The organism is Nocardia sp. GCM10030253, from assembly GCF_042675075.1.
GTDB lineage: Bacteria > Actinomycetota > Actinomycetes > Mycobacteriales > Mycobacteriaceae > Nocardia.
Window position 1 is genome coordinate 217069 of sequence record NZ_JBHTDL010000014.1, and the last position, 14655, is coordinate 231723.

The 14655-nt window shown below is 65.3% G+C and carries 12 protein-coding genes; 1 reads left to right on the forward strand and 11 read right to left on the reverse strand.

The features are described from left to right. Positions 1 to 46: 46 nt before the first annotated feature. The 9 genes from ACFQZZ_RS30560 to ACFQZZ_RS30600 form a co-directional block, all read right to left on the reverse strand. Positions 47 to 1309: an acyl-CoA dehydrogenase family protein gene (locus tag ACFQZZ_RS30560; RefSeq protein ID WP_378687604.1), complete on the reverse strand. Its 1263-nt coding sequence runs from the start codon at positions 1307 to 1309 to the stop codon at positions 47 to 49. Between the two features lie 27 nt (positions 1310 to 1336). Continuing rightward, complete coding sequence (locus ACFQZZ_RS30565) at positions 1337 to 2206, reverse strand: SDR family oxidoreductase (RefSeq protein WP_378687606.1); 870 nt, start codon at positions 2204 to 2206, stop codon at positions 1337 to 1339. Positions 2207 to 2285: 79 nt separating this feature from the next. After that, complete coding sequence (locus tag ACFQZZ_RS30570; RefSeq protein ID WP_378687607.1) at positions 2286 to 3164, reverse strand: MaoC/PaaZ C-terminal domain-containing protein; 879 nt, start codon at positions 3162 to 3164, stop codon at positions 2286 to 2288. 41 nt (positions 3165 to 3205) lie between these two features. Further along, a complete protein-coding gene (locus ACFQZZ_RS30575) occupies positions 3206 to 3640 on the reverse strand; it encodes an SRPBCC family protein (RefSeq protein WP_378687608.1) in 435 nt (144 codons plus the stop codon). A gap of 68 nt (positions 3641 to 3708) precedes the next feature. Beyond that, entirely contained in the window at positions 3709 to 4914 is a 1206-nt protein-coding gene (locus ACFQZZ_RS30580; protein WP_378687610.1) for a lipid-transfer protein, read from the reverse strand. 314 nt (positions 4915 to 5228) lie between these two features. Continuing rightward, positions 5229 to 5882 carry a TetR/AcrR family transcriptional regulator gene (locus ACFQZZ_RS30585; RefSeq protein ID WP_378687612.1) on the reverse strand — a complete coding sequence of 218 codons (654 nt, stop codon included), beginning with the start codon at positions 5880 to 5882 and terminating at the stop codon, positions 5229 to 5231. Between the two features lie 59 nt (positions 5883 to 5941). After that, positions 5942 to 7873, reverse strand: coding sequence for a primary-amine oxidase (locus ACFQZZ_RS30590; RefSeq protein WP_378688037.1), 1932 nt, complete (start codon positions 7871 to 7873; stop codon positions 5942 to 5944). Between the two features lie 88 nt (positions 7874 to 7961). Next, positions 7962 to 9173 carry an MFS transporter gene (locus ACFQZZ_RS30595; RefSeq protein WP_378687614.1) on the reverse strand — a complete coding sequence of 404 codons (1212 nt, stop codon included), beginning with the start codon at positions 9171 to 9173 and terminating at the stop codon, positions 7962 to 7964. 200 nt (positions 9174 to 9373) lie between these two features. Continuing rightward, the gene (locus ACFQZZ_RS30600; RefSeq protein ID WP_378687616.1) at positions 9374 to 10375 is read right to left on the reverse strand and encodes a helix-turn-helix domain-containing protein; all 1002 of its coding nucleotides are present in this window, start codon (positions 10373 to 10375) and stop codon (positions 9374 to 9376) included. Positions 10376 to 10499: 124 nt separating this feature from the next. Here ACFQZZ_RS30600 and ACFQZZ_RS30605 point away from each other — a divergent pair, with 124 nt between their 5' ends. Then, complete coding sequence (locus ACFQZZ_RS30605) at positions 10500 to 11393, forward strand: NAD(P)-dependent oxidoreductase (RefSeq protein WP_378687617.1); 894 nt, start codon at positions 10500 to 10502, stop codon at positions 11391 to 11393. 169 nt (positions 11394 to 11562) lie between these two features. On the opposite strand, the gene ACFQZZ_RS30610 is transcribed toward ACFQZZ_RS30605, so the two are convergent. Together ACFQZZ_RS30610 and ACFQZZ_RS30615 are read right to left on the reverse strand one after the other, a co-directional pair. Then, positions 11563 to 12780: an NADP-dependent isocitrate dehydrogenase gene (locus ACFQZZ_RS30610; protein WP_378687619.1), complete on the reverse strand. Its 1218-nt coding sequence runs from the start codon at positions 12778 to 12780 to the stop codon at positions 11563 to 11565. Positions 12781 to 13145: 365 nt separating this feature from the next. Beyond that, positions 13146 to 14639 (reverse strand): MFS transporter, encoded by a 1494-nt coding sequence (locus ACFQZZ_RS30615; RefSeq protein WP_378687621.1) that lies wholly within the window; start codon positions 14637 to 14639, stop codon positions 13146 to 13148. Positions 14640 to 14655 lie beyond the last annotated feature (16 nt).

Below are 14655 nucleotides of genomic sequence, written 5' to 3' on the forward strand. Positions count from 1 at the left end.
CACCCGGGTGTGCACACGCCGTTGTCGCACACCCGGGTCGAGGCGCCTACTTGGCCAACAAGCCCTTCGCGATGTGGGTTACCTGGATCTCGTTGCTTCCCGCGTAGATCATCAGCGACTTCGCGTCGCGGGCGAGCTGTTCCACGCGGTATTCGGTCATGTAGCCGTTGCCGCCGAACAGCTGCACCGCTTCCATGGCCACCTCGGTGGCGGCCTCGGAGGCGTACAGCTTGATGGCCGAGGCCTCGGCCAGGGTGAGCGGCTTACCGGCCCGGCCCCGCTCCAGCGTGTTGAACACCATGTTCTGCACGTTCATTCGGGCGATCTCCATCTTGGCCAGCTTGAGCTGAACCAACTGGAAGCGTCCGATCTCCTGGCCCCACAGCTTGCGGTTCTTGGCGTAATCCAGGCAGAGCCGGTGACATTCGTTGATGATGCCCAGCGCCATGAAGCCGACACCGACGCGTTCGGCGGTGAAGCTGGATCGCGCGCTTTCCCGGCCGTCACCGCCCTTGTGCTCCTCGGTCTCCCCGAGCAGCCGGTCCTTGGACAGCCGGACGTTGTCGAAGAACAGCTCACCGGTGGGCGAGGCGTGCAGTCCCATCTTCTTGAACGGCTTGCCCTGTGTGAGACCCTCCATGCCCTTGTCGAGGACGAAGGTGAGCACTTTGCGGTCGCGCTTATCGCCGCCGTCGCCCTCGTCGAGCTTCGCGTAGACGATCATCACATCGGCGAAGGGGCCATTGGTGATGAAGGTCTTCTGCCCGTTGAGGATGTAGTCCTCACCGTCGCGCCGCACGTAGGTCTTCATGCCGCCGAAGGCGTCCGAGCCCGAGTCGGGCTCGGTAATCGCCCAGGCGGCAACCTTTTTCATGGTCACGATGTCGGGCAGCCAGCGCTCCTTCTGCGCCAGCGTGCCGCGCGACATGATGGTCGTCGCGCCGAGACCGATGCTGACACCCATCGCGGTGACCATGCCCATGCACACGCCGGAAAGTTCCCCGATGAGCACCGCCATCAGCGATTCCTGACCGCTGAACGGGCTACCACCGGAAGGCTTTTCCTGTTTCTCCGGCAGCGGCTCGCCGGCCGCGATCGCCGCTTCCTTCTTACGCTGCTTGGCGAGCAGCTTCTCGACCGCCTCGCCACCCATGGCATCGATCCCGAAGTCGCTGAACAACTTCCGGACGATCGGGTAGGGCGACATCTCGCCGCTGTCGAGCGCGTCGAGGTTCGGGCGGACCTCCTTGTCGATGAAGGTGCGCACCGCCTCGCGGATCATCTCGTCGGTCTCGGACCATTCGAACATCGTCGTTCTCCTAAAGTTCCCGCGAGATCAAGGCAGCCGAGCGGCGATATCGTCGATGAGCCAGGGGCCCTCGGTCTCGATTGTCTTTACGTCGTGCCAGCCTGCCAGCTCGGAGATGGCCCCGCCCTGTACCGCGAAAACCTTGCCGGTGACCGGGCACTTGTCCGAGGCGAGGTAGGCGACGAGGGGTGAGATATTGGCCGGGCTGAAGGCATCGAATTCGCCCTCCTCTACCTCGACGCCCAGGATGGCACCCATACCAGGGGTCGCCAGTGTGAGCCGGGTGCGGGCGATCGGCGCGATAGCGTTGACGCGCACGCCATAGCGTTCCAGCTCGTCGGCGGCGACCAGGGTCAGCGCCGCGATCCCCGCTTTGGCGGCTCCGTAGTTGGCCTGACCGGCGTTCGGCACGGTGACGCCGGAGGCCGACGCGGTATTGACGACCGCGGCGTTGGGCTGGTTACCTGCTTTGGACTGCGCCTTCCAGTATGCGGCGGCATGGTGCAGCACCGCGGCATGCCCCTTGAGGTGCACCGCGACCACGGCATCCCACTGGGATTCCTCCAGACCGGCGATAAAGCTGTCACGCAGGATGCCCGCGTTGTTGATGACGATGTCGAGCCCACCCAGCTCCGAAACCGCCTGCTCGATGAGGTTCTTCGCGCCGTCCCAGGTCGCGATGTTGTCCGTGTTGGCGACTGCCTTGCCGCCCGCGGCCACGATCTCGTTCGCGACCTCCTGCGCCGGACCGACATCGGTGCCTTCACCGGCGTTGCTGCCGCCGAGGTCGTTGACGACCACCGCCGCCCCTTCACTGGCGAACAGCAGCGCATGCTCACGGCCGATCCCGCGACCAGCGCCGGTGATGACGGCGACCCGTCCTTCCAATGCACCCATGGGGTGCCTCCTGTCCTCGTCCCCCGCCATTCGGTATCTGCTTCTTTCCCCCGGGTGATTGCGGCCGAAGCCTGAACGGTCAGTCCTCGATTTCCGCCAGACCGTCGCTGAGCACGACGTCCTCGCCACGCACGGTTTCGAAGGCGTAGGTGGTCACGCCGTCGGCCGAACCCACCTTCCAGATGCGGGTCTCCAGATCGTCTCCGGGGAAAACCATCTTGGCGAAGCGCACGGCAAATCGCTTCAGCCGGTGCACATCCGAGCCCGCGACCTCGGTGAGCACGGCCCACGAGGCGAAAGCCATGGTGCACAGGCCGTGCGCGATGATGCCGGGCAGGCCCGCATCCTTGGCGACCTGCTCATCCAGGTGCAGCGGCACCGGATCACCGGAAGCCGGTGCGTAGCGGTAGGTCTGGTCGAGGTCGACGTGCTGCGACACCACCACGACCGGATCCAGGCCGCGCAAGCTCTCGTCGAACTTGTGCGCGGGTGCGGCAGCACCGATGGTCTTGCCCGCGTCGATATTGCGGAAGAAGGCAGTCAGATACTGCTCATTGACCAACTCACCTTCCTCGGTACGACATTCGATCAGGATGGTGATGGCGGTGCCGTTCGAGCGGCTGGTGTAGCCGGTCGCTTTGGCCCGCGACACCAGTTTGTCGCCGGGCAGGATCGCGCGATGGAAGTGGAAATCCTGTTCCCCGTGCACGACTCGGCCGAATATGTCCATCGGCGCCACGTCGATCACCGGCATCATCATGGCCTCGAAGACCGGGACGATGCCGAAGATCGGCGAGGCCACCTTCCCGGCCAGATGGGCCTCGATCGGATCGTTGGTTGCGGCCGCGTACTCCGCGATCCGCTGCTGGTCTACCTCGAATCGTTCGTCGTCACACCAGGTTTCGAGCCCGCTGTCGTCGAACTCCACCAGCCTGGCTCCGACGGCCTCCGCTGTCATCGCGCTCTCCTTCGCTCAGCTTGCGTTGACTCGATCCGGGATCACGCCGACGCCAGCGCGTCGAGCTGCTCGAGGGACTTGTCCAGCTGCTTCAGACCGTCCTTCTCGACTGCCTTGCCGAGTGCGCCCTTGATCAGCGCGCCCTCGAAGTCACCGGAGACCAGGATGGTGCTGCCCTCGCCCTTGGGCCGGATGTCGAAGGTGAATTCGGTTTTCACACCGGCCATTCCGGTGCCGCCGAGGGTGAGCTTGCTCGGCTGCCGCACGGATACGACGGTCCATTCGAGCTTGTTCGCCATGCCGAGCATGACGATCTTCGCGACCAGCTTGGCCCCTTCGGTCAGGATGGCGGGCGGCTCCTCCATGAAGCGCTCGTGGATGGTGAACCACTTGTCCCAGCTGTTCGGGTCGGAAACGACCGCCCACAGCGCCTCCGGGGTGGCATTGACGTCCTTGGTGGCTTCGATGTGTCCCATGGGTTACTCCTCGTCGAGTGATGAATGTCGTTGCTGAGTCCCGGCTTCCAGCTGAGACGCAGCACAGGTCAGCGGTCGGCGCGCTGGTAGGCGGTGACGACGGCGGCGCCGCCGAGGCCGATGTTGTGCTGGAGGGCGGCGGTGACATCGCCGACCTGGCGCTTGTCCGCGGTACCGCGCAGCTGCCAGGTGAGTTCGGAGCACTGCGCCAAACCCGTCGCACCGAGGGGATGCCCCTTGGAGATCAGACCGCCGGAGGGGTTGACGACCCACTTGCCGCCATAGGTGGTCTGGTTGTCGTCGATGAGCTTCCCGGCCTCACCCTCGCCGCAGAGTCCCAGGGCTTCGTACAGCAGCAACTCGTTGGCGGAGAAGCAGTCGTGCAGCTCGATGACCTGGAAGTCCTCCGGGCCGAGGCCGGCCTGCTGGTAAACCTTCCGCGCGGCTTGGACATTCATGTCGTAGCCGATGAGGTTCTTGGCGGTGTCGTCGAAGGTCGAGGCGAAGTCGGTGGTCATGGCCTGACCGACGATCTCCACCGCCTGCACCGCCAGATTGTGCTTGTCCACGAACGCCTCGCTGGCGAGGACGACCGCGCCGGAGCCATCGGAGGTCGGCGAGCACTGCAGCTTGGTGAGCGGGTCGTAGATCATCCGCGAGCCGAGGATGTCATCGAGCGAATACTCGTCCTGGAACTGCGAATACGGGTTGTTCACCGAATGCTTGTGGTTCTTGTACCCGATCTTCGCGAAATGCTCTGCGGTGGTGCCGTATTGCTTCATATGCTCGCGGCCCGCCGCGCCGAACATCCACGGCGCGACCGGGAAAAGCACCTCGGAGATCTCGGCGAGCGCCATGACGTGCTTGGCCATCGGCTGTTCACGGTCGTCCCAGGTCGAGCCGAGCGAGCCGGGCTGCATCTTCTCAAAGCCGAGTGCCAACGTGCAATCCGCCAACCCGCCCCGAATCGACTGCGCCGCAAGGTAGAGCGCGGTGGAGCCGGTCGAACAGTTGTTGTTGACATTGACCACCGGGATACCGGTCATGCCCAGTTCGTAGACCGCGCGCTGCCCGGAGGTGGACTCGCCGTAGACATAGCCGACGTAGGCCTGCTCGACCTCGCGGTAGTCGATTCCGGCGTCGGCGAGCGCCTTGGTACCGGACTCGCGCGCCATGTCCGGGTAGTCCCAGTCGCTGCCGTCTTCGTTCTTGCGACGGCCCGGCTTCTCGAACTTCGTCATGCCGACGCCGACGACGTAGACCTTGTTCGCCATCGAACTCCTCACATAGTGCCTGCCCCGGCGGGCTGCCTGCCGCCCAGTGGCGCCCGATCCTCTTCGGACCGGTCAAAAACAAACATACAGAGCTGTATGTAATGCCGCAAGACCGTCGGACCGAACGCCGCGAAAACTCGGAAGAACACCGGTTCAGGCCAGTCGGTGCGCACATACAGCCAGCCGCGGATATTGCGCCATCGGCCGGCGACAAGTACCCGACCGACAGCAGCGGCCGCCGTCCGGCTTCCCGCTGGCGCGCCACCAGGATTCGGTGCCGGGTTTCTTCGCCTATCCAGTGGCCGCTTCGGCGGCTATTCGGCCGGACGCTCGGCGAGCGCCGCAGCCACTGCCGCTGAGGCGATCTGCCGCAGGTGAACCGAGGCGCGCTGCCAGCGACGGTGCGCCCGCTCGCGGTCCTGATCAATGAAGTCGGATACCAGAATGCCGCGCAACGCATCCATCGCGGTGTAGATGAAGTCGCGAGTCTCCTTGCGCCGCATCTCATCCGGCACGAACCGGGCCACCGCCATCAGCACTGCGTTGTTGACGAACGGCTCGACCTTCTCCATCGCCGAGGCGAGCACCGGATCGGTCCTGCCCGCCACCCACAGCTCGACGGTCGCGATGAACAGCGGGCCCTGATGCAGCTCCCACAGGAACTCCAGCGCCACCCCGACCGGATCGTCACCGCTGTCGACTTTGGCCATCTCCCGCATCGCCGTCTCCGCGCGCAGCTGCGCCAGATGACTGATGGCCGCGACCACCAGGTCGGTCTTGGATCCGAAATGATGAACCTGGGCCCCGCGGGTGACACCCGCACGCTCGGCGACGCGCGGCGTCGTCGTCCCCGCATACCCGTATTCGACCAGGCAGTCGATCGTCGCATCGAGCAGGCGCGTACGCATCTCACTGCTACGCTGCTCCTGCGTGCGGCGCTGCTGTTTGGGCGCTACGGGGCTGGTCATTCCGGCGATTCTACACTTACATGCAGATCTGTATGTTCATGATGCGGCGCGAGAATCGGCTACGGGGCCGGGTGGCAGGCTTTCGGCGGGGTCGGTGCGACGTCGATCGACGGATTGCGGTCGAAGAAGCCGACGGGTTTGAGCCAGAAGTTCACGATGTCCACCGGCATGATCGGCCAGTCCTCTGGGCGGGTGATGTGGTGGACTCCGAAGACATACCAGAGCACCACGTCGGTGTTCACGATGGAACGGTTGCCCGCCGTCCACTCGGGCAGCCCATGATCGAGTTTGCTCTGCGTGACGAATTCGCCTGCGGGCCAACGCTCGTCGGGGGAATTCGGGGTGACCCACAGGGTGTGCTCGATTGCCTTGCACCGCGCGAGGATCGGCGATCGCGGATCGAACATCGCCGGAATCGCGGCGCCGGGCACCAGCTTGTAGGCCGGTGCGGTGCCGAGTCCGTTCGTGGTGTTGTCGTTGACCACTTTCCACGCGCGTTGGGTCGACCAGTCGAAGTCCTGCTTGCCTTCGTTCTCGGTGCGCAAGGGAGTGTTGTTCTGCCGCAACGAAAGTCCATAGGGGTTATCCGGGCCCATCGGGACGATCTCGGTCTCGGTGCGGTACACGGTGTTCTCGGTGCCGTCGATGTCGAGATCCATCCGGGCGACCAGGAAATGCTGGTGGAACGGCGCGTAGGTGCGTTGATCGACCAACGTGCCGTGCGGGTGCGCGCCGCCTTCGGGGAAATGGCTGACGACCATGACTCCGGAGGCACGGACCTCGCACTCGATATTGCCGTCCTGGTAGAAGCGCCAGTAGACGAGATACTCGTAGTTCGCGACGGTGACGTGGAACGAGACCGTCAGCCTGCGCATGCGGCGCACCTCGGCCCCCGCGTGATGGTCGACGTGTTTCCAGAGGACGGCGTTGTCCTCCTCGTGAATGCAGATGGCATTCCTGATCGTGACGGGTTCGCCACTGCTGTTGTGCAGCACCGCATCGAGGTAGCGGATCTCGCCGAGGCAGTCGCAGCCCAACTCGAGCGAGGTGGTCATGAAGCCGATGCCCCACTCACCGATATCGAAGGCCGTCCGGCGGTAGTGGTCGGTGCAGTGATCACGGTACGGAACCATCATCTCGGCGAAGGACAGCCGGTTGGCGATCGAGCGGACACGTCCGTTGTCGTTGTATTTCACCGCGTGCAGGGTCATCCCCTCGCGATAATTGAAACCCACCCGCAACGACCAGTTCTGCCACTCGACCTTGTTACCCGCCACCGTGAACGATGGCCCGTCCGACTGGGTTATCTCCAACGGGCGCAACGGTTCCCGGGTACTCGCGGCGCGAATCCGGTCAGGGATGTGGCGGGGCACGTACTCACCCATGATCTCCGGCTTGTCGACCGTGAAGGTGTCCTCGATCTCGAGCAGCTCCATGGTGTTCATGTCGATGACGCAGTGGAATCCGTTGACCGGGCCGGCGTAGGGATTCGCGCCGTCGGCGGCCTTGACCCAGGTATCCGACCAGCCGAGCCTGCGACCCCGATACCGCTCCGGTAGCACCGCGTCACCGTAGGTCCAGGTGTCCATGAACACCATGCTCATATCGGTGATGCCCCGCGCGGCCAAGCCCGCGATCACCTCGGGATGCCCGCGCAGCGCTTCGTCGGCCTCCTCCCATTCGTCGAGGGTGAAGTTCGCCTGCACGCCGGGGATATACGTCCAGGACAGCACGGCGTCGGTGGTCAGCGATACGAGCGCCTTGTAGGTCTTGTTCTCGGCCCGCTCGAAACACACCACATGTGCGTTGCGGTCGGGCACCGTCGCGTCGGTGTCGAACGCGGCTACCTCGGCCTTCGACGGCTCGGCGAGTTCGATCGACGCATACCGCCAGCCAGGGCCGACACCATGCGCGCGGCTCAGCAGGGCGACAACCTTGCCGAACTCGTCGGACGACAGCGGATCGAGCGGATGGAAGGTATCGGCCACGATTACTCCCCGGAGAAAGTCGTCGGTGTGAAAGGGCTCGGTCTTCGATATCGCTATGCCGACCCTACGACGCCGAGCAACTCTTCCGTCACTATTCGGACGTGCGGCGGGAAGTCCAGACGGTGAAAGTGAACAGCAGGACGCCGAGTACCGCGAGGCCGGCGCCGACCGTGGCGGGCGCGGTGTAGCCGAGGCCTGCGGCGATGACCAGGCCGCCGAGCCAGGCGCCTGCGGCATTGGCGATGTTGAGAGCGGCGTGGTTGAGGGCGGCGGCGAGGGTCTGGGCGTCGGCGGCGACGTCCATCAGGCGGGTCTGAAGGCCCGGGGCGAGTGCCGCGCCGGACGCGCCGATGAGGAACGCGCCGAGGGCGGCGGTGTACGGATTGTGCGCGGCGGCGACGAATCCCGCGAGGATGACGACCATCGCGGCGAGTGCGGCGAAGATCGCGAGGTCGACACCGCGGTCGGCGAGCACGCCGCCGATGATATTGCCCGCCACCATGCCGAGCCCGAAGAGCATGAGGACCACGGGGACCAGGCCCGCTCGCATGCCCGAGACGTCGGTGAGGGTGGTGGTGATGTAGGTGTAGACGGCGAACATGCCGCCGAAGCCGACCGCGCCGACCAGCAGGGTCAGCAGCACTTGTGAGCGGCGCAGGGCGCCGAGTTCGGTCATCGGGTTGGTAGTCCGGAAGCCGGTGAGCTCGGGCACGTAGCGCAGGAGCGCGGCCACTGTCGCTGACCCGATCACCGCGACCACCACGAAGGCGTCCCGCCAGCCGAGATGCTGGCCGAGCCAGGTGGCACTGGGAACGCCGACAACGTTGGCGGCGCTCAAACCCAGCATAACCGCAGCAACAGCCTTTGCGCGTTGGCCTACCGGAGCGAGGGTCGCGGCGGCCAGTGAGGCCACGCCGAAATAGGCGCCGTGCGGCAGACCGGCGAGGAATCGCGCGATGACGAGGGTCGCGAAGGTCGGTGCGATGACGGTCGCCACATTTCCGATGGTGAACGCCACCATCAACGCGACGAGCAGGCGTTTGCGCGCTACCCGTGCGCACAGCGCGGCGATCAGCGGAGCACCGACGACGACGCCGAGCGCATAGGCCGACACCGCGTGCCCGGCCGTCGGCTCCGACACACCCATGGCGCCGGCGATATCGGGCAGCAAACCCATCGTGACGAACTCGGTCGTCCCGATCCCGAAGCCGCCGAGCGCCAGCGCGAGCATCGCGGGGATATGCCAATCCGTGCGCTCGGCCTCGACAGGTGCGGTGGGCTGCGTGGCTACGGGACTGGTCACGTATTCATGTAACCGCCGGGCAGCCGGTCTCGCTTCCCGGGTAGACGTGAGTTCGCCCACCTCAGCACAAAGAAATCGTGCAGGTCATCCCATAAACACTCAATTCGGGCAGTCACCGAGCAACTCGGCGCCCGCGCGCGTCAATACTCGAGTACGCAGTTCGGCGACAATCCCGACACCGCACCGAAACAGCTTGGCGCTCAGCCGGAACGCAGCGACTCGCGGCGTTCGAAGGTGCGGCGGTACTCGGCAGGCGACACACCGATGACACTCGCGAAATGGCGGCGTAGGTTGGCCGCACTGCCGAGCCCGGACATCCGGCTGATCCGATCGATGCCGAAATCAGTCGATTCCAAGAGGGATTGGGCGTGCGCAAGCCGTTGGCCGAGCAACCACTGCATCGGTGTGACACCGGTGGCCTGCTGCACATGCCGGAAGAAGGTGCGCGGACTCGTGTTCGCCTTCGCCGCGAGGATGTCCACGGTGAGCGGTTGGTCGAGATTCGTGATGGCCCACTGCAGCACCGGTCCGATGCCGTCCTCCGCACGCGGCGGAATGGACAGGTCGACGAATTGCGCCTGCCCGCCCGAGCGGTGCGGCGGGATCACCATCCGCCGTGCCAACCGATTGGCAATCACGGCGCCGAAGTCGCGACGGACCAGATGCAGGCACAGGTCGAGGGCGGCCGCCATACCTGCGCTGGTGAGCACGTCGCCGTCGTCGACGTAGAGCACCGACTCGTTGACCTCGATGCCGGGATAGCGCCTGGAAAGGATCTCGGCGTGCTCCCAATGCACGGTGGCTCGCCGCCCGTCCAGGATGCCGGCGGCGGCAAGGGCGAAGATCCCGTCACACAGCGCGACCATCCGAGCACCGCGGCGGTGCGCGGCGGCGAGGGCGTCGACGAGCTCCGGCGGTACTTCGCGTTCGGCGGTGACGAAGTCATGGGCCACCGAGGGCACGATCACGGTGTCGGCGGCCAGCAGGTCGGCCAGACCGTGTTCGGCGCGCAGGTACGTGCCGAAGCCGATCGGCTGGACGTTCCGCTCCGGCGTCACCGCGCAGACTCGCAGCTCGTACCAAGAGTCGGACAGATCCGGCTGCGGAGTACCGAAGATCGAGGCCACCACGCCCAACTCGTAGAGGTCCCAGGGATGTAGCGCGCCGGGGGCGACAGCCAACGCGACAGCTCGACCGTTCATGGACCACATCCTATGGCAGTAATCGTTCGCTTGCCGTCAGTCCTGCCACTGATGCTTTGCTGTCGAAGCGTGAAGACTGAGTGCGGGCGCCCACCAACCGCACTCAGGTATCGACGGAGGAATCGTGAACGACAATCGGACACCGGTCACCGTGTTGGGCCTCGGCCGCATCGGAGCGACGATCGCGGAGATCTTTCTGCGCAACGGCCACCCCACCACCGTGTGGAACCGGTCATCGGGCAAAGCCGCTCAGCTGGACGAGTTGGGAGCCGTACGCGTCGAAACGGTCGGCGAGGCCGTGGCCGCCAGCGCGCTGATCGTGGTGGCGGCGGCCGACACCGCAACAAGCGCGGCGGTGCTGGCGTCCGCTCCCGATGCGGTGCGCGGGCGTACGGTCGTCAATCTCGCGACCGGCCGCCCTGATGAAGCACGCGAGCTGGCGGCCTGGATTGCCGAGCACCACGGGCAGTATCTGGATGGCGGGATCCTCGGTGTTCCGCAGACATTGGGCACGCCGGACACCATGGTCATGTACAGCGGCTCACCCGAAGGACAGGCCGAGCACGGCGAGACCATCGCGGAGCTCGGCACCGCGAAATATCTGGGCTCGGACGCGGGCCTCGCGGCGCTGCACGATATGGCGGTACTGGCCGGGATGTACGGGCTGTTCAGTGGCTTCTTCCAGGCGGTCGCGATGGTGGACAGCGAGAGCTTCCCCGTGGGCGAGTTCACCGAGTCGTTCCTGATGCCGTGGTTGCGCTCGATCATCGACGTGCTGCCGACCATGGCCGCGGAGATCGATTCGCGGCAATTCGAGGTCAACTTCTCCGATCTGGCGGCCAACCAGGCCGGTCTACGCAACATCCGCGCCGCCAGCCGCAATCAAGGCGTCGCTACCGACCTGCTGGACCCCTTGCAGCGAATCTTCGACGAGCAGGTGGAACTGGGTAACGGCGCCGACAGCTTCACCCGCGCCGTCAGCGGGATACTCGGCGTCGCCGTCCCGAGCAAGAGCTAGGAAAACAGTTCGGGCACCCGTACCACTGGCCATTGCGAGCGACTGGCAAGGAGTCGCCATCGGCTGGCCATCGCGAGCGAACTGCAAGCAGTCGCTAGCGGAGGTGCGGGTGCCCGCGTGTTCGCGCCCGGCGCCGGAATGTTCCAGCGCCGGGATTCGTGCCGTCCGGTCAGCGCAGGGCGCGGGCCAGGTTGGCGTCGAGCGCACCGAGGAATTCCTCGGTGGTGAGGTAGCCCTGGTCGCCGCCGACGAGCGCGGCCAGGTCCTTGGTCATCTGGCCGCCTTCGACGGTCTTGATGACGACATCCTCGAGGGTCTGCGAGAAGCCGATCACCTCGGGGGTGTTGTCCAGCTTGCCGCGGTGCTCGAGACCACGGGTCCACGCGAAGATCGACGCGATCGGGTTGGTCGAGGTCGGCTTGCCCTGCTGGTGCTGGCGGTAGTGCCGGGTGACCGTGCCGTGTGCGGCCTCGGCCTCACAGGTGCGGCCGTCCGGGGTCAGCAGCACCGACGTCATCAAACCGAGCGAGCCGAAGCCCTGCGCGACCGTGTCGGACTGCACATCGCCGTCGTAGTTCTTGCAGGCCCAGACGTAGCCGCCCTCCCATTTCATGGAGGAGGCGACCATGTCGTCGATCAGCCGGTGCTCGTAGGTCAGGCCGGCGGCATCGAACTGGGTCTTGAACTCGGCGTCGAAGACTTCCTGGAAGGTGTCCTTGAACATGCCGTCATAGGCCTTCAGGATGGTGTTCTTCGTGGACATGTACACCGGGTAGTTCTGCGCGAGTCCGTAGTTGAACGAGGCGCGCGCGAAATCCTCGATGGACTTCTTGAAGTTGTACATGCCCATCACGACGCCGCCGTCCTCGGGCATCTTCACGACCTCGTGCACGATCGGCTCACTGCCGTCGTCCGGGGTGAAGGTGAGGGTGACAGTGCCGCCCTGGAACACCTTGAAGTCGGTGGCGCGGTACTGGTCACCGAAGGCGTGACGGCCGATGATGATCGGCTTGGTCCAGCCCGGCACCAGACGCGGGACGTTCGAAATAATGATCGGGGCGCGGAAGATGGTGCCGCCGAGAATGTTGCGGATCGTGCCGTTGGGCGACCGCCACATCTTCTTCAGGCCGAACTCCTCGACGCGCGCCTCATCCGGGGTGATGGTGGCGCACTTCACGCCGACGCCGTGCTTCTTGATGGCGTTGGCGGCGTCGATGGTGACCTGGTCGTCTGTCTTGTCCCGGTACTCGATGCCGAGGTCGTAGTACTCGAGGTTCACGTCGAGATACGGATGGATCAGCTTGTCCTTGATGAACTGCCAAATGATCCGAGTCATCTCGTCGCCGTCGAGTTCTACGACGGTGCCTTCAACCTTGATCTTGGACATGGATCTTCGTGTCCTCCTAGGATGGTGCCCTTATTGCACGGCCAGGCGAACACGCTTGTGAGCGGACCCCAGCAGTTCCAACAGACAACGTATATGCCCCGCGTTGTCCGCGAGACGTGTGGTGCAAACAAGACAAGCGTACTGCTGCCAATGATCTCACCGCGCGGGCAGCCCCCCGAGTGAGCACGCCCGAAATAGTTACCGACAAGTAGGTCGCGAGTGGTCCCGATCACCCTCGAGCCGACGACCTGCGCGGGGTAGTGGCCGCCACCATGACGTGGCCTGCGGCAAGCCGAAAGAGTCCGCGTACCGCAATCCCGAGCGGATGCGGTACGCGGACTTCAGACGGCCGTGAGAGGAAGGTCTCAGACCCCGACGTGAACCCGAGCTCCGTCCTCCGAGCCCTCGATCAGGTTCTGCGGCTTGTCCCTGATCATGAACGCGATCACCGGGATCGCGGCGAGGAAGAAGCCGGCGCCGACATAGAACGCCACGTCGTAGCTGTGGATCGAGGCACGCGCGACCAGGTTGTCGAGCGTCGGATTGCTCTCCGCGAACGACTTGGCCGTCTGCACCGAGATGGTGGTCAGCAGGGCGGTGCCGACCGCGCCACCGACCTGCTGCGCCGCGTTCAGCAGCGCACTGGCCACACCCGAGTCCTCTTCCTCGACCTGATGCAGCGCGACCGTCTGCATGCCGACGAACAGCGGACCCATGCCGAGCGCGATCAGCACCTGTGCGGGCAGCACGCTCGCCGCGTAGCTGTCGCCGTAGCTCAGCTGCGCAAGCAACAGCAGACCGAGGACGCCGAGCGCGGCACCCGCGACCATCAGCGGACGCGGACCGAGCTTCGGCAGCAGCGCGCTGGTGACACCGGCGGAGATCGCGATGCCCGCGGGGAACGGCAGGAACGCGAAGCCGGCCTTCAGCGACGAGTAGCCGAGCGTGATCTGGAAGTAGTAGCTCAGGAACAGGAACATCGCGAACATCGCGATCGGGATCAGCAGCGCGGCCAGGAATGCGCCACCACGGTTGATCTCACCCGGAATGTGCAGCGGCAGTAGCGGATTCGACGAGCGACGCTCGATCGCCACGAAAGCGATCAGCAAGGCGACACCCGCGACGAGCAGCCCGACGGTGCTGCCGGCCAGCCAGCCGTCGTCGGCGGCGCGGCTGAAGCCGTACACGATGGCGATCAGACCGAGCGTCACGGTGACCGCGCCGGGGACGTCGTAGCCGCCGGTGCGCGGAGCGGGTATGTCCTTCACCACAAACGCCAGTGCGCCGAGCAGGGCGAGGATCGCGATTGGGGTGTTCACCAGCAGGCACCAGCGCCAGGAGGCGTACTCGGTGAGCGCGCCACCGGCAATCAGGCCGAGCGCGGCGCCGCCCGCGGAGATTCCGGCGAAGACGCCGAACGCGGTCGCGCGCTCCTTGGCCTCGGTGAAGGTCACCGACAGCAGTGAAAGTGCCGCGGGCGCAAGCAAAGCCGCGAACGCGCCCTGCAGCGCACGCCCGGCGAACAGCTGTGCGCCGTTCTGTGCGAGACCGGCAAGCGCGGAGGCCGCCGCGAATCCGATGAGGCCGATGATGAAGATCCGGCGCCTGCCGAGGTAATCGGCCAGCCGTCCGCCGAGCAACAGCAACCCGCCGAAGATCAGCGTGTAAGCGGTGAGCATCCATTGCCTGTTGCCATCACTGATATCGAGATCACGTTGTGCGAACGGCAGCGAGATGGTCACGATGGTGGCATCCAGCACCACCATGAGCTGGGCCAACGCGATCACCGCCAGGGCCAACCAGCGCGCCGAACTGCCTTGCTTTTCTGGAACGTCTACCGCTGTCGCAGTCTCGGTCACCTTGATCTCCTCGTAA